The organism is Lentibacillus kimchii (assembly GCF_042666895.1).
Classification (GTDB): Bacteria; Bacillota; Bacilli; order Bacillales; family Amphibacillaceae; genus Lentibacillus; species Lentibacillus kimchii.
The window spans coordinates 145,144-167,204 of record NZ_JBHTGR010000010.1 but is presented as its reverse complement, the minus strand read 5'-3'; the positions used below and the strand labels follow the sequence as shown (position 1 = coordinate 167,204).

General features: G+C 43.9%; 23 protein-coding genes. 6 read left to right on the top strand and 17 right to left on the bottom strand.

All coding sequences use genetic code 11. The annotated features are described in order from the left end of the window. Positions 1 to 553: 553 nt before the first annotated feature. From ACFQU8_RS06605 to ACFQU8_RS06580, 6 genes are all read right to left on the bottom strand, one after another. Positions 554 to 1,009 carry an ASCH domain-containing protein gene (locus ACFQU8_RS06605; protein ID WP_382358402.1) on the bottom strand — a complete coding sequence of 152 codons (456 nt, stop codon included), beginning with the start codon at positions 1,007 to 1,009 and terminating at the stop codon, positions 554 to 556. Between the two features lie 16 nt (positions 1,010 to 1,025). Then, on the bottom strand, positions 1,026 to 1,163 hold the full coding sequence (locus ACFQU8_RS06600; RefSeq protein ID WP_382358411.1) for a DUF3953 domain-containing protein: 138 nt from the start codon (positions 1,161 to 1,163) through the stop codon (positions 1,026 to 1,028). 691 nt (positions 1,164 to 1,854) lie between these two features. Then, positions 1,855 to 2,061 (bottom strand): hypothetical protein, encoded by a 207-nt coding sequence (locus tag ACFQU8_RS06595; protein ID WP_382358401.1) that lies wholly within the window; start codon positions 2,059 to 2,061, stop codon positions 1,855 to 1,857. Positions 2,062 to 2,179: 118 nt separating this feature from the next. After that, positions 2,180 to 2,434 (bottom strand): DUF3951 domain-containing protein, encoded by a 255-nt coding sequence (locus ACFQU8_RS06590; RefSeq protein ID WP_382358400.1) that lies wholly within the window; start codon positions 2,432 to 2,434, stop codon positions 2,180 to 2,182. Positions 2,435 to 2,652: 218 nt separating this feature from the next. Then, the gene (locus ACFQU8_RS06585) at positions 2,653 to 4,110 is read right to left on the bottom strand and encodes a PH domain-containing protein (protein WP_382358399.1); all 1,458 of its coding nucleotides are present in this window, start codon (positions 4,108 to 4,110) and stop codon (positions 2,653 to 2,655) included. Continuing rightward, positions 4,103 to 4,582, bottom strand: coding sequence for a PH domain-containing protein (locus ACFQU8_RS06580; protein WP_382358398.1), 480 nt, complete (start codon positions 4,580 to 4,582; stop codon positions 4,103 to 4,105). The genes ACFQU8_RS06585 and ACFQU8_RS06580 overlap by 8 nt, the downstream gene beginning before the upstream one ends. A gap of 602 nt (positions 4,583 to 5,184) precedes the next feature. Here ACFQU8_RS06580 and ACFQU8_RS06575 point away from each other — a divergent pair. Continuing rightward, positions 5,185 to 5,943 carry a GNAT family N-acetyltransferase gene (locus ACFQU8_RS06575; RefSeq protein ID WP_382358397.1) on the top strand — a complete coding sequence of 253 codons (759 nt, stop codon included), beginning with the start codon at positions 5,185 to 5,187 and terminating at the stop codon, positions 5,941 to 5,943. Between the two features lie 928 nt (positions 5,944 to 6,871). Here the strand turns inward: ACFQU8_RS06575 and ACFQU8_RS06570 are convergent. After that, the gene (locus ACFQU8_RS06570) at positions 6,872 to 8,359 is read right to left on the bottom strand and encodes a DEAD/DEAH box helicase (RefSeq protein ID WP_382358396.1); all 1,488 of its coding nucleotides are present in this window, start codon (positions 8,357 to 8,359) and stop codon (positions 6,872 to 6,874) included. 315 nt (positions 8,360 to 8,674) lie between these two features. Here ACFQU8_RS06570 and ACFQU8_RS06565 point away from each other — a divergent pair, with 315 nt between their 5' ends. Then, complete coding sequence (locus tag ACFQU8_RS06565) at positions 8,675 to 9,580, top strand: DMT family transporter (protein WP_382358395.1); 906 nt, start codon at positions 8,675 to 8,677, stop codon at positions 9,578 to 9,580. Between the two features lie 115 nt (positions 9,581 to 9,695). Continuing rightward, positions 9,696 to 10,550 carry a DegV family protein gene (locus ACFQU8_RS06560; protein WP_382358394.1) on the top strand — a complete coding sequence of 285 codons (855 nt, stop codon included), beginning with the start codon at positions 9,696 to 9,698 and terminating at the stop codon, positions 10,548 to 10,550. Positions 10,551 to 10,592: 42 nt separating this feature from the next. Here the strand turns inward: ACFQU8_RS06560 and ACFQU8_RS06555 are convergent, their stop codons facing one another. Both ACFQU8_RS06555 and ACFQU8_RS06550 read right to left on the bottom strand, forming a co-directional pair. Further along, complete coding sequence (locus tag ACFQU8_RS06555; RefSeq protein ID WP_382358393.1) at positions 10,593 to 11,282, bottom strand: alpha/beta hydrolase; 690 nt, start codon at positions 11,280 to 11,282, stop codon at positions 10,593 to 10,595. 258 nt (positions 11,283 to 11,540) lie between these two features. Beyond that, complete coding sequence (locus ACFQU8_RS06550; protein ID WP_382358392.1) at positions 11,541 to 11,816, bottom strand: glutaredoxin family protein; 276 nt, start codon at positions 11,814 to 11,816, stop codon at positions 11,541 to 11,543. 183 nt (positions 11,817 to 11,999) lie between these two features. On the opposite strand from ACFQU8_RS06550, the gene ACFQU8_RS06545 reads away from it, so the two are divergent. After that, positions 12,000 to 12,626, top strand: a complete 627-nt coding sequence (locus ACFQU8_RS06545) for a VOC family protein (RefSeq protein ID WP_382358391.1) — start codon at positions 12,000 to 12,002, stop codon at positions 12,624 to 12,626. Positions 12,627 to 12,701: 75 nt separating this feature from the next. On the opposite strand, the gene ACFQU8_RS06540 is transcribed toward ACFQU8_RS06545, so the two are convergent. The 6 genes from ACFQU8_RS06540 to ACFQU8_RS06515 all read right to left on the bottom strand — a co-directional run bounded on the left by ACFQU8_RS06540 (position 12,702) and on the right by ACFQU8_RS06515 (position 18,271). Beyond that, positions 12,702 to 13,022 carry a thioredoxin family protein gene (locus ACFQU8_RS06540; protein WP_382358390.1) on the bottom strand — a complete coding sequence of 107 codons (321 nt, stop codon included), beginning with the start codon at positions 13,020 to 13,022 and terminating at the stop codon, positions 12,702 to 12,704. 69 nt (positions 13,023 to 13,091) lie between these two features. After that, complete coding sequence (locus tag ACFQU8_RS06535; protein WP_382358389.1) at positions 13,092 to 13,907, bottom strand: DUF368 domain-containing protein; 816 nt, start codon at positions 13,905 to 13,907, stop codon at positions 13,092 to 13,094. A gap of 118 nt (positions 13,908 to 14,025) precedes the next feature. Beyond that, the gene (locus ACFQU8_RS06530; RefSeq protein ID WP_382358388.1) at positions 14,026 to 14,301 is read right to left on the bottom strand and encodes a YkvA family protein; all 276 of its coding nucleotides are present in this window, start codon (positions 14,299 to 14,301) and stop codon (positions 14,026 to 14,028) included. Between the two features lie 73 nt (positions 14,302 to 14,374). Beyond that, the gene (gene typA / locus ACFQU8_RS06525) at positions 14,375 to 16,210 is read right to left on the bottom strand and encodes a translational GTPase TypA (protein WP_382358387.1); all 1,836 of its coding nucleotides are present in this window, start codon (positions 16,208 to 16,210) and stop codon (positions 14,375 to 14,377) included. A gap of 40 nt (positions 16,211 to 16,250) precedes the next feature. Further along, positions 16,251 to 17,585, bottom strand: a complete 1,335-nt coding sequence (locus ACFQU8_RS06520; protein ID WP_382358386.1) for a sensor histidine kinase — start codon at positions 17,583 to 17,585, stop codon at positions 16,251 to 16,253. Beyond that, positions 17,582 to 18,271, bottom strand: coding sequence for a response regulator transcription factor (locus ACFQU8_RS06515; protein ID WP_382358385.1), 690 nt, complete (start codon positions 18,269 to 18,271; stop codon positions 17,582 to 17,584). The genes ACFQU8_RS06520 and ACFQU8_RS06515 overlap by 4 nt, the downstream gene beginning before the upstream one ends. A 172-nt stretch (positions 18,272 to 18,443) precedes the next feature. Here ACFQU8_RS06515 and ACFQU8_RS06510 point away from each other — a divergent pair, with 172 nt between their 5' ends. Together ACFQU8_RS06510 and ACFQU8_RS06505 are read left to right on the top strand one after the other, a co-directional pair. Further along, positions 18,444 to 19,859 (top strand): S1C family serine protease, encoded by a 1,416-nt coding sequence (locus ACFQU8_RS06510; protein ID WP_382358384.1) that lies wholly within the window; start codon positions 18,444 to 18,446, stop codon positions 19,857 to 19,859. Between the two features lie 351 nt (positions 19,860 to 20,210). Beyond that, positions 20,211 to 20,993 carry a hypothetical protein gene (locus tag ACFQU8_RS06505; protein WP_382358383.1) on the top strand — a complete coding sequence of 261 codons (783 nt, stop codon included), beginning with the start codon at positions 20,211 to 20,213 and terminating at the stop codon, positions 20,991 to 20,993. Positions 20,994 to 21,058: 65 nt separating this feature from the next. On the opposite strand, the gene ACFQU8_RS06500 is transcribed toward ACFQU8_RS06505, so the two are convergent. Continuing rightward, positions 21,059 to 21,268 carry a zinc ribbon domain-containing protein gene (locus tag ACFQU8_RS06500; RefSeq protein ID WP_382358382.1) on the bottom strand — a complete coding sequence of 70 codons (210 nt, stop codon included), beginning with the start codon at positions 21,266 to 21,268 and terminating at the stop codon, positions 21,059 to 21,061. A gap of 55 nt (positions 21,269 to 21,323) precedes the next feature. Continuing rightward, positions 21,324 to 22,019 carry a TraR/DksA C4-type zinc finger protein gene (locus ACFQU8_RS06495; protein ID WP_382358381.1) on the bottom strand — a complete coding sequence of 232 codons (696 nt, stop codon included), beginning with the start codon at positions 22,017 to 22,019 and terminating at the stop codon, positions 21,324 to 21,326. Positions 22,020 to 22,061: the final 42 nt, after the last annotated feature.

Here is a 22,061-nt window from a genome sequence, read left to right as displayed (position 1 = left end):
CAGATGTTTGAATCGCTGGAGGAACAAGTTTAAACGACTAAAACACTGGCTAACTAAATTCAAAAGGGATAGGGTCATTTACACAAAATTATTGACGCCCCCTTAACTTTTCTTATTGCATCAAATACGGCAAAAATACCAGCGAAGATTAAAATTAAAATTACTAAATTCATTTATTTTCCTTCCTTCTCATTTACTCTTTTACTATTGCGCCCTTATTAATAGAGGCAAGTCATTCCAGGATTCAAAGTAAATGTGTTTTTAATGGCTTGTTTTCATTTATTATTCCGGATATGCGCCAGTTTGTTAAACTATGACTCATATTTATTTTCGAAACAGTCCTTGCAGTAAATAGCCCCATCAGTTGTTTTAACCCACTTTTTAATAATCGCATATGTTCTTCCTACGTGACCTTTTGTTGGAGATTTCACTAATACTGACATAAATTCACCTGGTTTAATTTCTCTACACAGGAATTACATTTAGACTTTTTCAAGTACTCCTAACATTTCATAATACACTTGTTCTTGTTCCGTAGAAGACTTAACGCAATTTATTCCCTATATTTTAATTTGAATCTTTCACACACAACTGGTATTTTATGATGAAATTCTTGATCAGTTTCTTCAAATTCTTTCTTGAAAAAGTCTTCGTGTGCATCACGCCAATACTTCAACGTACGATCACCTTCACCCTCTAAATAGGCGTGCTCTACAGTAACTTCATCAAAGGGAATAATTTCAACAGAAGTATTTTCGACAACTGCTACGGCATTCCCATCCCCATCAAGAATAATATTGTGAAGACCAACGTACGGTAATGGCTCATTTTCATCATACATTGAATAATTGGAGGCTGTCGCTGTTTTTACACCATTAACAACTAATTCTGCAAGCTCATCTGCCATTTCCTTAGAATCACCAAATGCCCACGCTTCATAACTTTCCGGTGCATTCGAGTTGTTCTTTCTAAAGTTCTCCCACATTCGGATGATTGAATCACTACTCATATATACCATGCTCCCGCTAATTTAATACAAACCCCTGTATTGATACGAATAAAATAAATAAAAAAACAGCTATAAGCAACCAACCAAGTAATTTTTTATTAATACGAAATTGTTCGAGCCCCAATACTAGCATCAGTAAGCTTAACAACAACATCACAAGCGACTGAAGTTCAAAGTTATCTGTAATGAGTTGATAGGCAGAAATGATTACAATAATTGGTGATAAGATAGATATAAATATCTTAAACATAAGCTCCCCCTAGTTAATAACTCTTCTGCAATCTGGCCCCATAACAGCATAATTTTTAGAATCGCACCCGTTTCTGGAACACTTAAACTCAATTATTTTTTTGATTTCTTACAAATTGAATAAACCAATATAAGGCTATCCAAGGGAATATGTAACGCGTTATCCATTCAAAAGCTGTGATAACATAAAAAGGATTATATCCTGATAACTCCAATATAAAAAATATTAATACAACAATAATTATACCGTACAATAAGTATTTCACAGCGGCGTTTCCCCCTCTCATTATTTCAACCTTACTACACAATCTGGCCCAATTCTGGAACACCGCTATGCCGCAATCGCGCCCGGTCGTAGTATTTATTTAAAAAAATTTCTTATAGTACGCACTATAAATCCACTTAATCTAGCAATGATTACACCGCAAACAATAAGTATCAAAATAATAAAAGCAAATTTGAAGATAAAATTGTCACCCTCTTTTCTGTTAATGGGGATACTTTTGTTAAACAGAATATCCCTGTAAAGCCACAACGGGCACAGAATTTATTCAGCGAAAGCGCCCCGATAGTTGAATACGATTTCAATACAGATATTATTCAAGAATGGGATCAGTTAAATATTTAATTATAATAACCAGAAATGCTGCTCCAATAAGTATGTACATTGTGTATTCGAAAGTTGAAAGTTTTCTTTGTTTCTTATTGGTATTTAATTCTTTAAGATAGATACCTGAACCAAGAGTGAACACTCCCAAGGCAATTGCCTCTAATACTTCCAAGTAAAAGTGTATTGGTCCCAAGTTTAATCCTCCCTGTAACAATATGGCCCGATAACGGCATAATTTTTAGAATTGCACCCGTTTCTGGAACAGTTCTGGTTAGTTTCCCTATTTTTATGTTTTTGCTAAGTGCTTTAAGTCATTTACGATATTCAGCATTTTTGTTTTTATCGTCACCTTTTTCGTCCTCTTCTTCCTGTTCCTCCTGCTGCACTTCTTCGTGGAATTCTTTACCCTGTCCGTATATTGCTTCCAAAGGCGTATAATAGCTTCTTGGTATTTTATCTGTCGTAATAATTTTAGTAGCAATAAAGATCACTAAAATAAATATAGATGATATTGCGATAAACAAAAGAATTGGAATGATATACATAAAATCCTCACCTTTATTCATTGCGCTGTGTAAATGTTCTTTAGGATAGCCATTGTTATTATTAGATAAGCTTTTTCGATATCCAAATAAGTATTACACCAACTAAAAGAGTGGGAGGATCGCCAGCCGCCCGCGGAAAACGATGGCTATTTCCGGAGCGGTTGACTGGCTCTGCCGGTTTAATCTGGTTGTTCGAGCTTTGTTTGATATTGAATACGTTTTTTGTTCCAGCCTCTTTTCTAGTTGTCTGTACGTGTCCGCTGCCGGGAATACCAGTCCGACAGCACATGGGTATCCGACACAGCCAAATCCTTCACGGTGAAATGCGTGCCAGCTCCCATGGTTCCGATAATGGAAAAATTAGCAGTGGCCAAGTTTTGCCATTTTTGCAGTTTGTGCTGTTTCTTTTCATAGGCCTGAATCCGCTTATGATACATTAAGACCGTATTCCGGCTCAAAAGGCCGCGATACCGAATCGTCACACGCTTTCCTGTCACCTTAAAACCGCCATCCCGGTGACGCAGCCAGCCTAAACCAATGCCGCCGATAACGAGCAGAACGACTGGTATCCAGATAAATTTGAGAAACAGCCAGCCGACGGCCGCGATTAGCAACAAAAACGGCCAGGAAGCACGCAGCATATAAAACTTCCGGGCACGCTTTGGCAGCGGTCTTAAATCATAGTCAACACCGGCATACTCCGGCAAGAAGACTGCCAAGAAGTCATTGACCTCTTCCTCTTTCATAATCGGAAACAAAATGGACGAAAAGTCCTCACCCCTATCCATGGATCCACCGGCAATTTCCGCGAAAACCGTGACATAGCCGAGCGGCTGCCGGATGATAGTTTCCTGAATACCGATAGCCTGAATGCGTCTCAAAGGAATGGTAATTTGCTTTTTCTCAAGCAGACCGCGCGTAATAAATAATTCCTGTTCATTCCGGGTAATGGTGAATTTGCCATATTTAATAATCGTCCCCGCGATGCCCAAGAGCCATAGCAATAACAGAAACAAAACAGCCAAGGTAATGATAATAACCAAACCCAGCCCAATAGCCCAGTTAAACGTGCTCTTAAAAGTCTCCTCAGGGATAAACTGTTCAAACTGGGAAAAACCGGTCAATGCAAAAACTATGATGACGCCAACACTTCCGGAGGTTGTCGCAGCGATAAACAGACGTTTCGGACTGATGGCGCTGTGCGGCCGCTCCGGCTGTTCAGATGTCTCGTTATCCAGCTCATCATTCACTGCCGCTCCGGTATCACCCGACTTCAACTCCCGTCTCAGGGCTTCACCTTCTGCCCGTTTGACGGCACTGAGCGATGCTTCTGCTTCCATGCCGGTTCCAGCTGTTTCGATTTCCACTTTGGTTAAATGGAAAATTCTGTGGATAATACCTGAAGTCAAGTCAATTGATTGAATTCGATTTTTGGAAATATGACGTTTTTTCCGAACGAAAACACCGTGTTCAATCCGCAATTCATCATCCACTACCCGATAGGTAAAGCGGTACCAAACGATAATAGCAATAACAAAATACAACAGCAGCAAGCCGGCCAGAGCCAGCAGATAATAAACCAGTGAATCGTTCCGGAATGAGAAAAAACCTATAATAATTGGCAGGATAAATTGACGTACAGAGAAAATTAAATCAAATAAAATCGATACCGGGTGTAGTCGTTTTGCTTCAGACATCATCTTCATCCACCCTTGCAAGTGCTGATATCCTGTCCCGTAAATCCGAGGCGTTCTCTTCAAGCAGCGCTGGAATTTCATGCGTCGTAGCCGCTGTGGAAATCTCCAGACTGGCCAGATCATACTTTTTCAGGATCGGTCCCTGTTTGGTATCAACGTGCTGGACACGGATCATCGGGACTATGGTTTGTGAGACAATCAAAATACCGTGCTGGATATAGATTTCCTGGTCAAACACCTCATAGCGCCACCGCCGCCAGCGCAATACCGGCAGCAAAAATACTGTAACAAGGGTGGTGACACCACTCAGTATAGCAACCGCTCCCCCGAACCAATAAGAAAAATTATATATATTGGCCAGAACGAAAAGAGCGATCGTGATGAGCCAGAGAATAGCTTCACCTATCACCGCCGTTATTCGCCACGCCTTAATGGCATCCGGCGCAATCCGGTTCATCGGTGGCTGTCGCATAGCATCACTCCATTACTATTAAAATACATCCGCTTACTGCTACACGAATTCATATTACCAAATTATCAGTTATTTTAATACAATTCGCGGAAAAATAAGCCAAACTTCCTGAACAATACATCCGGTGAGAGATCGCTGCTGTAAGTGAGGTGTGCCCTGGCCCATAGATGCTGCGCTCCGCCTCATCAGGCTTCCACGTCGATTGGCTGGTCACATTAAAAAAAAGCTCCTGTAAAGATAAGTAGTTCACTTACCGTGGGGAAAATCTAAAATAACAATATATTTAGCATACCAACTAACATATCAATTGGTATGCTAAATATATTGTTATCGAGTTATTTTGTCATCTATTTACTATGCTAAAATAACTGTGAATTACGGTGTAAATTCGTATGCGAACTATCTATTACTTTTTAAATTGTATAAATTTTATCTGTATTCTGTAATTATTCATTGTGTTCATATGTTAAAATCAAGGAAAATAACATAAATATTGAAATGACTTAATTAGAGTTGCCTTTATTGTAACAAACGGGCCATATTGTTGAATAACTTGTTAGATAGTAAATAGGGGTGTGTAACCTAAATAAGGGAGATTACAGATGCAACAAATAACATTTGAAAACATTTATACACTAGGAAACATAGCGACTGAGAATGCCCTTTATAGACATTTTCATTATCCTGATATGTTAATCAGTTACGATAGCAATTTCATTGAATTTAAAGTTTTACCGTCATTAACTGAATTTAAAAGGGTCGAAATATACTTGAGGGAGTATCATTTTAAAAGAGGTCAAAGGCATTTAAAATTTTATTTTCCCGTGAATATAAAACCGTCAGAAGAATTAAATATATATCTAACTGATATGGGCTATGAAATAGGTTTTCAAGAACTGTATGCTATTCAGCCTAAACAATTTCCTTCGGTCGAAAACAATCCAGATATAGATATTGAAAAAGTGACAAATAAAAATTTGGCAGTAAATCTTGACCTACAATATAGGAATGATTTGGAGTTTGGAAGGGAATTTGCAGATCAGAAGGCTAACCTTATAAAACGTCAGTTTGAAGGTCAAGACATTCAGCAAGTTTTAGCTTTTTATAAAGAATCCCCAGCAGGCTATGTAGATGTTATTATCTCTGATGAAACGGTAGAAATTGATAATCTTACGGTTGACGAATCATTTCGGAACAAAGGAATAGGAAGCCGGTTACAAAAATTTGTAATGGATTCATTTCCGGAAAGGATTGTCATATTAGTAGCCGACGGAGAAGATACCCCAAAGGAAATGTACAAAAAACAAAATTATAAGTATCAAGGATTTAAATATGAAGCACAAAAAATATATCAAGATTAGTTCTTGATTGCTTGTTCATTAATTGGGCGCAGTTGTTGAATAAGCGCTATGCATGAATCGGTGCCATATTATTTAATAAAAGTGAAGGTGATGACATTGAGTTTACTTCTGTTTATTGTTTCGTTTATTATGTTGGATATCATAGGCTCTGTGTTCTACATCGGCGTATTGTTATTGTCTTTCTTCGCAGTAGGAAAGGTCTTTAAAATGAATGGAGATAAATGGAAATCACTTTTCAAACTTGGAAAAGGAACAGGATTTTATTTTATGATGTTTTTTCCTTATTTAGTGATGTTAGTTGTATTGTTTTGGGCGAGCCAAATGTGGTTCGATATGATTAATTTCAAACATAACTTTTTAGGCTCTCTATCTGTGGTCACGTTGTTAACGCTTATTTTGCTTTTTAAATTCCCTAAGATTAAAGATATGGTGAATAATAAATACAGCTAGAAAATTAATGACTTATGGATAAAACCGAGTAAAGTATTGTATTAAACAAACGGGCGCAGCTGTTGAAGAAACACTGTGCCTGAATCGGGCCATATTGTCGAATTATTTAAAGGGGTGATAACTTGAATCAAATAGCGTTAATTATTTCGTCTGTTTTATGCGCTCTTGTAGCATTCTTAAACTTTTCAAATGACGCTTACATTTATGGCATAGTTATGGCTATTTTTTCTCTTTTAGCCTTAGTCGAATGCGTAAAACAATTAATAAATAGAAGCCATACTCAAAGTTAAGCAAAGGGGCGCGTTTGTGTAACAACAACAAAGCAAATATATTATAAAAATCGCTCAATTGATATGAGCGATTTTTTTCGTTTTAAAGTCATACTAAAACGGGTGTTATTTTGTATACTAATTGCATTGTTATTTCGCCTTTTCTCCACAGTAAGTGAACTACTTACTGTAAAGAAGGAGCTTTTTACTTAATAATGTGATTTGCTGCTTGGGCGTTTTTGATAATTGCCTTTGCGATTGTTGCGTCCGCCCTGGTTGCGGCCTCCCTGGTTACGTCCGCTCTGTCCGCGTTTCCCGTAGTATTTCTTATTGGGTGGTCCGCCTTTTTTATTTTTGCCCTGCTGTCCTTTTTTGACACTGATGGGCTGAATAGACGATATGTTGACCGGTATATTGCGGCGTTCTTTCGTCATCATTTTAAGGGCAGCTGCCACAACTGTTTTCGAATCATAGTCCTGCAGCAATTCGCTGGCGGTCTCATAATAATCTTCCAGCGGCTGTTTTTCAATATTCTTCCGCATCTTATCAGCTGCTGCCTGCTGCTGACCGCGTTTTGCTTCCTGATTCGTCGGCGGTGCCATCCGCTGAATTTTACTTTTGGTCACTTTTTCAATGACATTCAAATGTGCCATTTCCCGCGGTGTTATAAACGATACCGCTTCACCAGTACGGCCTGCTCTGCCGGTACGTCCGATACGATGAACATAGCCTTCCGGATCCTGCGGGATATCAAAGTTGTAGACATGCGTCACACCGGAAATATCCAGTCCGCGGGCCGCGACATCCGTCGCCACCAGTACGTCGACACGGCTGTTTTTAAATTTATTCAGTACATTCATCCGTTTGCCCTGCGTGAGGTCGCCATGAATCCCTTCCGCGCGGAAACCTCTTGTCTGCAAGCCATCGGCAATTTCGTCAACCCGCTTTTTGGTGCGGCAGAAAACGATGGCAAGCTGGGGCGAATAATAATCCAAATGATTGGTCAGCGTATCAAATTTCTGTTTTTCAGGAATTTCGATGAAGTACTGATCAATGTTTTCAACGGTCATTTTTTTCTCTTTCATCTTGACCTCTGTCGGGTCATTCATCAAGTTTGTCGCGATATCACGGATTTCCTTTGGCATCGTTGCTGAAAATAGCAGGGTCTGCCGTGTATCCGGTATGTTTTTCAGAATATCACGAATGTCTTCGATGAAGCCCATATCGAGCATTTCATCCGCTTCGTCCAGAACGGTCGTCTTAATATCGGCCGTACGGATCGTATTGCGCCGTATATGGTCAAGCAGCCGGCCGGGTGTTGCAACAACAATGCTTGGACCATCTTTCAGAGCGCGGATTTGCCGTCCCATTGGCTGGCCGCCATAGACCGACATCGACCGGACACCTTTTGCTTGTCCCAGACGATTGATCTCTTCTGCTACCTGAACAGCCAGCTCACGTGTTGGCGCGATAATAAGTCCCTGAATTTTTCGCTGAGACGGGTCAATTTTTTCGATCATCGGAATGCCGAAAGCGGCCGTCTTCCCTGTTCCTGTCTGTGCCTGGCCGATAACATCCTGACCCTGCATAGCAAGGGGGATGGTCTCAGCCTGAATTGACGTTGATTCTTCAAAACCCATTTTCTCCAAAGATTTCATAATAGGCTGTGATATATTAAGTTCTTTAAATGTGGTCACCTTATAACTCTACTCCTTTAATTCAAATGTACGGTTTGATGGTTGATCAGTGCTGGCAAATCCCAGCTGTTCGCCTCGCATCATCCCGCGTACAACGGAAGTGTTCATAAGGTCAACCATCATTAGACGTTAGTGTTTGTAAAAAAAGCTTTTCCGTTTATGGAAAAACTTTGCACGAAAACTCATCCATGTAAAGCCGTCAGTTAATCATAACACAGTTATTGCAATAATATCCACTCTTTCATATGATTTTTTATGTTTAACATGGTAAAATAAACAGGATTCGTCATTGAACAAGTCTAAAGGAGGCTCATTATGCGTATCCCTCCGATTAATCCATATGTCGCGGTGGTTATTGGTGTGGCATCGGTGTCGACATCTGCGGTGCTCGTTAAACTTGCTGATCAGGCGCCTTCTGCCATCATTGCCAATCACCGTCTGCTTTTAGCAGTCATCATCATGGCACCTTTCGTCCTGCTAAAAAGCCGGCACGAATTTCAGCTGATTCGTAAATTGGACTGGCTGCTGTCAGCTCTTGCCGGCATCTTCCTGGCGTTTCACTTTATTTTCTGGTTCGAGTCACTGGACTATACATCTGTTGCCAGCTCTGTCGTCCTCGTGACATTGCAGCCGATATTTGCCTTTTTAGGAACCTATCTGTTTTTTAAAGAACGGTTTTCCTATGGGGCTATCATCAGTATGATCATTGCTTTACTGGGAAGCGTCATTATCAGCTGGGGCGATTTTCAGGTAAGCGGCATTGCTTTGTTTGGTGACATACTCGCGCTCTTAGGGGCTGTTTTGATTACGGGTTACTTCCTCATGGGTCAGCAAGCCAGAAAACATCTGTCACTGATGACATATACATTTATTGTGTACGGCATCAGTTCGCTGACGCTGATTATATATAATCTGTTTGCCGGCAACGCCTTTTTCGGTTACCCTGCCGATCACTGGCTTGTGTTTTTGGGTCTGGCCATCTTTCCGACCTTCCTTGGTCACAGTCTGTTTAACTGGGCCTTGAAGTGGCTGAGCACGTCCACGATCTCGATGGGGATTGTCTTCGAGCCGGTGGGTGCATCCATTCTTGCCTATTTCGTCTTGGGTGAGACGATTACCTGGTCGCAGTGGCTCGGCGGTTCCATCGTTCTGTTCGGTTTATTTTTATTCATCATGAGCACAACCAAAAAACGCAAGGTCACATTATCCGAACGGAACTGAGACAAGCATCCTTCCCCAAATGGCCATCTTTTTCAGCAATTTGGGACATTTTTGCTTCCCATCATCTCCAAACCTGATATAATAAGAACACAACTGACCAGGATTGGGGGAGACTATGCCTATTCAATTAATGACTGATGGCGGGGCGGATATTCCTGAACGGCTCAGCCATGAACTGGCCATTCGCACCGTCCCGTTATATTTGCATTTCGGGACTGAGGAATACAAATCCGACGCGCTGATTAATGGGAAAACATTTAATCAAACGATGGCTGAATCGGACAAAGTGCCGCAGTCATCCGCAGCGAGCCCGCACGATTATTACCAGGCATTCAAACAAACAGATCCGGCTGACCCGATTATAATGCTCAGTCTGTCCCGAGGTCTGAGCACCACTTACGACAATGCTGTCCACGCTAAACAGATGCTTTTGGAAGAAGAACCGGACAGGCAAATCGAGGTCATCAATACCAAAACGGCATCCTGCGGCATCGCATTGCTGCTGCGTGAAGCCGGTACGAAACTAGAAGAACATTATTCGTATGACCAGCTAAGGCTGCATCTACATGAACGTGTTGAACAAACCAATACCCTGTTCGTGCTGAAAACACTGGAAAATCTGATCCTTGGCGGGCGTCTCAGCCGTGTCAAAGGAACCATTGCCAAAACACTCAGCATCAAAGCACTGATGAAGAGTGATGCCAATGGTGCGATTGCGGTATCGGAGAAAGTACGTGGTGACAAAAAAGCCATTCGCCGGTTTATCGAACAGATTGGCGAGTCTATGAAGCATGCTGAAGGCAAAATGCTGACTATGTCACATTACCGCACGGAGGAACGGGCTAAAAGTGTACTGGAACGAATAAAACAGACGTATCCTTTCAGCGACACGCATCTGGCAGAAATGAGCCCCGTCATTGCCACACACGCAGGTGAAGGCGGCTTAGTCATTTCCTTTTTTAAAGACTGAGACAGCAAAAAAGGAGGAAGCTGTCGTGAGCTTCCTCCTTTTTTAGCCATTCAGAAATCTGTACACCATTCGGTTCAGGATGGCACAATCATCACCTAGACAGAGCATATGGCCGGATTGATCAAACAGCACGATTTTCTTTTGCTCTGAGGCAATTTTCTTATCCATGTAGTAGCCTGTTTGGTAGGGAACGATGATATCCTGCTGTCCATGTGCGATTAAGACAGGTGACATTACCTTACCTAAAAATTGGCGGGTAAACCTGACAAGTTTCAGAAATTCAATGTTGGCTTTCAGGGGGACCGTTCCCCATTTATACTTCGAATACAGATAAAGCCTGTTTTGCTCAATATTCCCCTTGAAGCCGTCGGCCGCAATGCCTCTAAGATCCTTCATAACCTTTCGGAACGCTAAATATTTACCTGATGGTGCCAGCAGGACCAATTTGGCAACCATATGTTTTGAAGCCAGGTAGGCTGCAATCATGCCACCCATGGAGAACCCGATCAGATAAATCGTGTCAGCTTTTTCCTCCAGCTGTTTCAAAGCATTTTCAGCTGCTGCCAGCCAATGCTGATATGTGACATACTTCAATGTCAGTTCAAGCCCGTGCCCCGGCAGTGTGGGAACATCCACCTGCCAGTCCGTGTGTTCCCGTAAGTAATCAGCCAAAGGAGCCACCTCATACGGACTCCCTGTATAGCCATGTACGATTAAACATCCGATCATCATCGTTCGTCTCCTTAACACCGCTATACCTTTATTTTCTCGATTTGCAATGCCTTTATGCGCGAACAGATCATAACCGCTATGTGGCCTGTTTCAATTATCATCAGCCCGGCAAATAACCGGACGGAGAGCGTTCGCAGAAAGTATTCAGAGAGGATAATTTAGGATGAAATGGCAGTAACAAATGAAGCAGATTTATCCGGCATGCATCACACACTTTCATATTTAATGTATGCAAACGAATAAAATGTGTGCCGATCATTAATTGCCGTCAAAATGCCGGTGTGACTGATAATGATCTGCGATACCTAATTTATGCTTAATTTTATTAATCTGCATTCCTAATACGGGATCATCATCGACATACGTAACAGGCGTCCCGAACACGCCCTGTTCATGCAGCTGGTCCAGATATTCAGGATGGTCGGTAACATTTTTCGCCTGATAGACAATAGCCGCCTCGGATAAGTCATCGACCAGTTTGCTGCACCGCGGGCTGTTGCTGCTGATATAAACAACCACTTCCTGCTGTTGCATTGCTCATTCACCTCTGGTCCTTTAGTATGAATGTAACCAATACTTTCATACCCGCCAGCTTGTCAATTTAAACGTATCCTGTGAATCATCTATTCGAATAAACACATTTAACAGTCAGCAGCTTAGGTTAACGCTTCCCATAATGGCTGTTTAGGCTTAAAATAACGTTAGGAGGGAGATTTCATGCTTGCAATTGACCACATTGTCATCGCTGCCAAAAATCCAGAGAAAGCAGCAGAAAGGTTTGCACAGGACCACGGTGTTACGATTACGGAAGGCGGAAAACATACAAGCTGGGGAACGTACAACTATCTCGCTTTTTTCCGCAATGACTGCTATATTGAATGGCTCGGTATTTTCGACGAAGCAACTGCAGCGAGAGCTGACAACCCATTAGTCCATTTACTGTTCCAAAGGTTAGCAGAGGGGCAGGAAGGGCCGATTCAGTATGCCCTTAGGACGCAGGATATGGACGACGCTGTGGAAAATCTTAAACAGGCGGGGATGCCATACACCGGTCCTATTCCCGGCAGCCGCAGCAGACCTGATGGCAGCCTGCTGGAATGGCAAATGCTGTTCCCCGAAGCGGAGATGGAGATACTGCCTTTCTTGATTGAATGGAGTGACGGAAGCAACACACCCGAGGATTCGGGACTCATTAATAATAAGACGATCCGCAAACTCGCGGTTCCGGTAACAGACCTTAACACATTTTCAGCGATTTATCAGATAACATTCAATGATCATATAGCCCACCTGGAAAATGCAGACTTACAGCATTCAAAAGATGTGCGTTATATCATTACATAGGCTAAAAGAGAGCGTTCCCGGACGGGATACGCTCTCTGACAAGCATTGATCAAACGTTTGTTTAACTGCCCCGTGCTAGGCCAGCTGCTGCTCCAAAAAGCTGCTGACAGACTCGGGTGTTTTGGTATCGGCACTGTGCTGATGGCCTATCTTCTCGCCCTTTTGGAAAACCAGGATGCTCGGAATACCCATCACATCGTATTTTTCGCCAATGCCTTCGACTTCATCGGTATTGATTTCATACCATTCATAGCTATCGAAGTCCTCCATCACATCCCCGATGAACATGTTCATGCGTTTACAATCCGGGCACCAGTCTGCGAAAAATTTGATGATAACCGGCTTCTCAGACTGAATGATCTCATTAAATTGTGCTTCCGTATCAATGTGTTTCATATGTCACTCCCCCTTAAATGATTCTGCTCTCATTGTAACGATTTCTCGTCCCCATGTCTTCCAGTTTGTTCAGGCTTTATATTCGAGCCGTCCCAGCAAAGCAGCAGCTGCCAGCCCGACTGCAAACGTTATAATACTGGTTATCACAGATGCCGCTCCGGCCGGCCAGCCTGGAAACACGACAAAGACAGAACCGATCACCATGCCAATCACAACCGCAAACATACCTGTATAAAAGTTGTTTAAAAAGTAGCTGACAATCTTGGTCATCAGGACGATCCCAATCACAATGCCTGCACCTGTCACAGCTAAAACATCAAGCTGCAGTTGACTGACAGCACCCATGACGGTCGCAAATGTACCCAGGATCATAAACATCAGTGAGCCGCTGATGCCTGGCAAAACAAGCGCACTGCTGGCAACAACCCCAGAAAAAAACAGTCTGATATAAGCTGCCGACGACAGGTTTTCTATAATATCTCCCCTAGTGGGGTCCAGAAAGCCTAATAACCCGACGAACACAACGCTTGCGATAAGCAGCAAATAATGCTGTATCTGAAATGGCGTTTTAGCCTCTGCTTTATTAAACAGAAAAGGCAACACGCCTAAGATAAGCCCTAAAAAGAAAAATTGGATCGGTCCTGGATACGTTTTAAACAGCCACGTGATAATATGACTCAACGAAAAGATGGCTGCTGCGATTCCAAGACCCAGCGGGATTAAAAAACCAAGCTGCTTTTTCCAGTCTTTACTCAAAAAACCATTAATAGCGGCAATCAGCTGGTCATAAATGCCAAGCACAACAGCAATCGTGCCACCACTGACACCCGGAATCGTATCGCTTGCACCCATCAGCATACCGCGGTAAATATTCTTCCATTCCATCCTTAAAAATCTCCCCCATCAGCGACTCTGCTAATCATCATAGACTTATCATATCAAATGATGTCTGTAAATCCCATCATTTTTATAAGCAGTCGTTCGCCAGTGACCAGACAGCCCCTCAGTCAAACTGATGTTTTTTCTTCAAGTCATCCGGTGCTGTCTTAACCATTCGCTGCAGCAAAAAAACGGCAACAGTTATATCATCAACAGCCCCAACAGGAAAAAGAAAATCCGGAATCAAGTCAAACGGCATGACGCTATAGCCAATTATCAGCACAGCATATAACAGCTTTGTTGTTTTTTTGATATGGTTTGTGCGGAAAAAATCAACCAGAAAGGGAATGGATTTATGAAACGTGAATAAGAAGCGGAGCCGTTTTAATCGCTTTATCATAAACGAACCCTGCCTTTATCGTAAAAAAACTGGCAACAGCATACCCGCCATTGCCAGTTGATAGCTTGCACAATCAGCTTGATTGCGATTTTTTGTTCTGTTTCTGACGTACGTTACCATCCAGGACTTTCTTACGCAGGCGGATTGATTCAGGTGTGACCTCGCAATACTCGTCTTCGGCAATGTATTCAATTGCTTCTTCGAGTGACATGTCACGCGTTTTCTTGATTTTTGCCGTCTGGTCCTTGGACGATTCGCGCACGTTCGTTAAATGTTTTGCTTTCGTGATGTTAACTGTTAAATCATTTTCCCGGCTATGCTCGCCAACGATCATACCACCGTAGATATCTGTGCCTGGCTCAACGAAAATCACGCCGCGACCTTCCAGCTGCATGATGCTGTAAGTTGTTGCTTTGCCATCTTCCTGAGAGACAAGCACGCCCTCACGGCGGCCGCCGGTATAGCCTTTGACAAGCGGCTGGAACGAGTCGAACGTATGGTTAATAATACCATAGCCGCGTGTCAGCGTCATGAACTCAGTTGGATAGCCAATCAGACCACGGGATGGCACCTTAAATTCAATGCGCACCTGGCCATTGCCCTGGTTAACCATATCGAGCATTTCACCTTTACGTTCGCCCAGGGATTCCATGACAGGACCGGTATAATCTTCGGGCACATCAACTTGAACGTGCTCCATCGGTTCACATTTAACCCCGTCAATTTCCTTGATGATCACCTGTGGCTTGGAAAGCTGCAGTTCATAGCCTTCACGGCGCATATTTTCAATTAAAATCGACAGGTGCAGTTCACCGCGGCCTGAGACAGTCCAGGCATCCGGCGTCTCCGTTGGCTGCACATCCAGACTGACATCCGTCTCCAACTGCTTATACAGACGCTCTTCAATCTGCCGGGAGGTGACATATGTGCCTTCCCTGCCGACAAACGGACTGTTGTTCGTGACAAAGGTCATTTGCAGAGTTGGCTCATCAATATGCAGAATTGGCAAAGCCTCCGGATGCTCTGGCGGACAGATCGTCTCACCGACATTAATGTCATCGATACCGGAAATAGCCACAATGTCACCGGCTTTTGCCTGCTGAATTTCGATACGCTTCAGGCCAATGAACCCGAACAGCTTGCTGATGCGGAACCGTTTCTCAGAACCGTCTTTTTTCAGGACGACAACCTGATCGCCCACACTGATTGTTCCGCGTACAACACGGCCAATGCCGATACGGCCAATATAATCGTTATAATCAAGCAAAGTTACCTGAAACTGCAAAGGCTCATCCTGCGTATTGACCGGTGCAGGAATATGATTCATAACAGCAGAGAAAACCGGCTCCATCGTCTCTTCCTGCTTATCCAGATCTGACTCTGTGCTGGATGTCCCGTTTATGGCGGATGCATAAACAACAGGGAATTCCAGCTGCTGTTCATCAGCTCCCAATTCGATAAACAAGTCCAGAACCTCATCAATTACTTCGTCCGGACGCGCATTAGGACGATCGATTTTATTCAGAGCAACGATCGGTGTCAAATTCTGTTCCAGTGCTTTTTTAAGCACAAAACGTGTCTGCGGCATGCTGCCTTCATAGGCATCAACCACTAGCAGAACACCATCCACCATTTTCATAATCCGTTCCACTTCACCACCGAAGTCCGCGTGACCCGGTGTATCCAGGATATTAATGGTTGTATCACCATATTTAATTGCCGTGTTCTTCGACAGAATCGTAATCCCGCGTTCCCGCTCAAGATCGTCCGTGTCCATGGCGCGGTCATCCACTTGTTCATGCTGCTGAAATGTTCCCGAATACTTCAGCATCTGGTCAACAAGTGTTGTCTTACCATGGTCAACGTGCGCGATAATAGCGATGTTACGTAAATCATCTCGTAGTTCCATAAGACAACGCTCCTCATAATAGCTAATTCAAACTATCCCATTATAGCATAGATTCAGACTTAGGCAAAGTAATCATAAATCTGGCGCCACCCAGCTGGGCATTTTCTACCGTTATATCGCCGCCGGACTGCTCGACAACCGCCCGTGCAATTGCCAGGCCAAGGCCTGTTTCACCGCTTTTCCCTTTCACAAAGCGATGAAATATATGCGGCATAAAATCCTCAGGTATACCTTCCCCATCATCAGCAATACTAATCATCTGAGTTTCAACCGTGATGGAAACCTGCGAATGAGCATGCCGGATCGCATTAAATGTAACATTTAACAGCGCCTGCAGCAGTTTTTCCGAATCAGCCAAAAAGACGCTGTCATCATTAACGTGGTGCGTCAGCTCAACATTCTGTTCATTCATCAACGGTAAAGCACGATCGGTCACCTGGTCAATAATATCAGCCGCCCGGATCTTCTCAGGCTGATACGTCGCCTGGTCACTGTCCAGTTTAGCCAGCAGAATCATTTCATTAATAATTGTTTTAAGCCGGCCGACTTCTGTTACCATCAGTTCCAGTCCCTTTTCTTTTGCCTCTTCGTCAAAGACGCCATCACGAATACCTTCCGCATATCCCTGAATCGTCATCAGCGGTGTTTTCAGCTCATGGCTCGCATTCTGGAAAAAAGCCTGCTGTGATTTCATATAACGTTCAAGTTCTGTGGCCATGTCATAAACGCTCTGTTCCACCTCTTTAATTTCACCGGTGGCTCTTACACGCTGGACGTCATCAAACTGCCGTTTTTCAATCTTTTTGAGCTGTTTTTTCAGTTGCGTAAGCGGCGTCACCAGTTTTCTGGTTAACAGATAACTAAGCAGAACAGCCGCGATAGTACCAATAAGAAACACAATAAGCAAACGTCTGAAGAAATCCTGCTGAACAGCCTGCAGATCCGTTAGAGGCGTCAGCAAAATCAGCTCCATGGATGTCCGCTCCGGTGACAGCAAAATACGGGAGGTAACAAATTTTTTATTGCCTGCTTCCCATAAATCTTCCTGGTTATTGGCAAAATAATCATGGGCTAAAAAACTTTTCACATACTGATCCGGCATCGTGGACATGATCACACCATTTTTCTGACGGTCATAGAGAAACAGCTGCAGATCCTGCTCTTGTAAAAACTGACTGAAATCGTCAATGCCTTCCTGCGATGAGTGCTGGTTGTTCAGCACCTGCACGAGCAACTGACCTTTTTGGTCCAGTTCCGACCGTTCGTTATCAATCAGCGTTCCTAAAATCATGGAATAAATGACATAGCCTGCCACAGTCAGAATAACAAGAAGCAGAATCGTAAAGGCCCAATTCAGCTGTGACTGCAGTTTCATAGCGACTCCTCATCTTGACGCAGCCGGTAGCCGTAACCCCATACCGTCTCCAGTGGGATGCCATGAAGCTTTTTCCGGATGCGTTTCACCAGATCATCAACAGCACGGTCACTGCCAAAATAATCCTCGCCCCAAATATTCGTGAGCAATTCTTCCCGCGGATAGGCCCGATTAGGATGCCGGGCCAGCAGCAGCAGCATATCGAATTCCTTGGTGGTGATATCCTTTTCCTCGCCCTGCCAAAAAATCCGGCGGTCGGATTCATGGATCAGTAAATCACCTGACTTGAGCCGGTCGTCAGGTGTGTGACCTGATTCCTCGTGACTGGTACGCTTCAGGACACGTTTAACACGTGCAACCAATTCCCGCGGACTGAACGGTTTCGTTAAGTAATCATCACCGCCCAGCTCAAGACCAAGGATTTTATCAATTTCCTCATCTTTGGCTGAGATGATAATAATCGGCACATCACTTTCCTGCCTTATTTTTTTACAAAATTCATAGCCATCCATCCCTGGCAGCATAATATCCAGAACCCACATATCCGGCTGCCGGGTTTCCCACAGCTCCCATGCGTCTTCCGCAGAGTCCATTGCCGTAATTGTGAAACCTTCTTTTTCTAAATAGGCTTTGACGATATCCTGAATGTTTGCATCATCTTCTACCACACCAATATGATGAGTCATAGGCGGTTCCTCCAACATTTTATAAATTTAGGATTGATTCGGCTAAAAAACGGGAATAGATCACCAAAGCTGATTATTTACACATTTTTGCCGTAATTATACCAAAAAACAACCAAATGTTATGGTTATAATAACACTTGAAATCATCATAACGTAACGAGGTGAGCTAGTCATGGATAACAAATATAATGACAACGACCAAACAAATCATTATGAGAACGACGGCCAGCAGGATCCACCAGAATACGAATCGAACGAATCAGACGAGTCAAATGAATCAAGCCGGCGGGCGGACCCTGAAAACACAGGTATTACACAAAATGCCAGACAAAATGCCCAAAACAGCCAGCCCAACAAGCCAAAACAGCGCAAATCCAGCAACAATCTGCTCAGCGGCATCTTAGGCGGCATCGTATCAGCGGTCATTATCGCTGTACTGTTTGCAACAAATATTATACCAACCGGCGGCAACAATCAGGCAGCCTCCACCAGCACAAACAGCAGCCAGGCCTCTGAATCAGCAAAAGTGGCCAAAACCATTACCTCTGACGGTGCTGCTACAGCCAAAAACATGGATGAGGCAGCCGATGCGGTCGTTGGCGTTACCCGCAAGCAGCAGACAAGTGTTTGGGAACCCAGCAAAAAATCTGGAACAGGCTCAGGCATCATCTATAAAAAAGAAGATGGCAATGCCTATGTTGTCACAAACAATCACGTTGTCGAAGGCGCTCAGGAAGTGGACATCACCCTCAACAATGAAGAACAGCTTGATGCCAAGGTTCTGGGCGCCGACAACTTAAGTGATTTGGCTGTTCTGAAAGTTGACGGGTCGAAAATCGATACCGTTGCCAACCTCGGATCATCCGATGACATGAAAGTCGGGGACACTGTTGTAGCCATCGGCAACCCGCTCGGAATGGAATTTGCGAACACGTTAACGAAAGGGATCGTCAGCGGTCTTAATCGTTCAGTCAGCATGGATACAAGCGGAAACGGCCAGCCCGACTGGGTTACGCAAGTCATTCAGACAGATGCTGCTATCAACCCAGGCAACAGCGGCGGTGCCCTGGTCAACAAAGATGGCAAGGTTATCGGCATCAACTCGATGAAAATCGCTAAAACCACTGTAGAAGGAATTGGCTTTGCGATTCCAATTGACAGTGCGAAACCAATGATAGAACAGCTTGAAAAAGAGGGCAGCATCTCCCGGCCATTCATTGGTGTCAGCACAGCATCCATTAATCAGGTGCCGCCACGCTATCGTGATAAGATTCAAGTACCCAAAAAAGCTAAAGACGGCATGGTCGTAGCGAAAGTTGATTCTGGTTCTCCAGCTGATAGCGCGGGCTTGAAGCAGTTCGATGTGATTACGAAAATCAATGGCAATAAGATTAAAAACTTATTGGACTTACGAAAGTATTTATATAACAAAGCAGATGTCGGCGATACTGCAAAACTGCAAATTTACCGTAATGGTGAAGCGCAAAAAGTGTCACTCAAGCTTGCTGAACGAGAGCAGACACAGCAACAGGCGCAGCAACAGCAGCAACAGCAACAACAGCCGCAAAAGCGGCGGCAGCTACCATAATGAGCAGCAGTCCAATGCGTATCCAGCTATGACAAAGAGGCTGGGACAAAACGAAAGCGACTAACTCAAGCGTCGAACAATGCTCCGATTCAGCGGAGGAAAAGACGGAGACTCCTGCGGGAGCAAAGGATAGGTGAGACCCCGGAGCGCGCCGGCGCTTCGGAGGCTCACCAGCCGCCCGCGGAAAGCGACGTCTTTCTCCGGAGCGGTTCAGTCACGCAAGTGGTTCGCATTTTTGTCCCAGCCTCTTCATTTTTATAAACATGTTAAACTGGATAAGATGGTGATCAGCACGTATACTGGCAGTGAACCTGTATCCTGATAAATGTTACAAGAAATGGAGGTGACGATATGCATTGTCCCTCGTGCGGTCAATATGTTACAAATGGTCAGTTCTGTACAAATTGCGGCACCAGCCTCACGCAGCCTGAGGAAAGCACCGAACACGTAAATAAAGCTGAAGAATACAAAACGTCACCTGAGGAGGCGACCAGCAGTCCACCTTCCCCGTCTGAAGCGTTTGGGGAAAAGATCAAACGGACAAGCGGTGATTTCGGGCATTTCCTGGCGACACTCATTCAAAAACCGAGCGAAGCCAGACGAGCGAACCAGTCAGATATGATATCCGGCATCATCACCATGGTTCTGTTTGCCCTGCTGCTGGCCTTCAGTTATTTAGCTGTACTCAATACCATACCAACAGGGTTTTATGGGCCTATGTTATTCATAGACGGGTTTCTATTGCCTTTTATAACGATTCTCCTGCTGGAATTTTTAATTGCCGGCCTCACCTTTGCTGGTGCCCGACTGGCCGTTCAGCGGTCGACTTTTTCCGTTGTCATCGCCAAATACGGTGCTTATTTAGTCCCGTTCGGCCTTTTATTTATTATAAGTCTTATTCTGTTTTTAATTGGCATTCCCATATTTGCTGGAATTCTGGTCCTGATCAGTCTGCTGGGATTTCTGCTGATAGCACCAGCCTTTATCTTTATGGAACATGCCCCGGATGGATTCGACCGGATTTACGTCCTGATCGGACTCTTTATCATCGTTATGCTGGTATTCAGCCTGTTTGTCCAATCATTTCTGGCCTCCGTTTTGAGCAGTATCACGAATTCCTTCTTCAACGGCTAACTAACAGATAAAAAAACGCCCTGCGCTGCAGTCCTTTTGCAAGACCAACAGCACAGGGCGCTTTTTTAAGCACCGAAGAAAAAGTCAAATATATTGCCAGCAGTTGTACTCTGTTTGTTGTAAAATTCAGAGTATCCGCAGTTTTTGCATGAAACCACAACGAACTGGTTGCTCTGCACATCAAACATTTTGGAGAGGCCTGTCCCCGTCATGGCGACGTCTTTCTGTTCAGCATCCCTGCTGCCGCATTTAACACAGCCGCGATTCTCCTCCACGGTCATCATCTCCCTATAGGGGCGCCAATGGTATGGGCGGCCCTTTAGATTTGAATCAGTAATGATTATAACTGTCTGTCCGCCCCGCGTCTTCGTAGTCCTGATGATTCGGGGTTACACCTGTGAAATGGCCTTCCTGATCAGCGGCCAAAAAACTTTCTTCATCTGTTACACTGCCGACGCGTTCATCACTGTTAACATACATGGCATCATAATCTTCCTGGTCACCGTAGAAGTCAGATGCCGTCTCCGATGTACCATACTGGCTTACATCCTGCCACGCATCTTCAGCATCATAGCCAGTTTGATTTATCCCGGAAACGCCTCCAGGATTAAGATTAGGACTGAACACATCCTCCTCAACAGGCCGGTCATCCTTTTCCAGGTTATTTGCCTGGTCGGCATGTTCATAGCAGTGATCAGCTGTCGGCATAGCCTCGAGGCGCTCAAATGGAATATCCACACCACATTCCCGGCAAATGCCATAAGTGCCATCTTCAATGGCATGCAAAGCTGCATTGATGTCCTGCAGTTCTTGTTCCGCATGGTCATTAAGTGCTATATCTTTGCCCCGTTCAAACATTTCTGTTCCCATATCACCAGGATGATTATCATAATTGGATAGTTCATCCATTGATTCTTTAGCCAGTTCAAGCGAGGTCCCAAAGTGGTCCTGCACCTGCCTGATTAATGTATCCTGCCGTTTGGTCAGGGTATCTTTTAACGCTTGTTGCTGCTGTCTCGTCATCATAGATGTCAGTCTCCATTCCTAAAAAAGTGTGCATTTTTCATA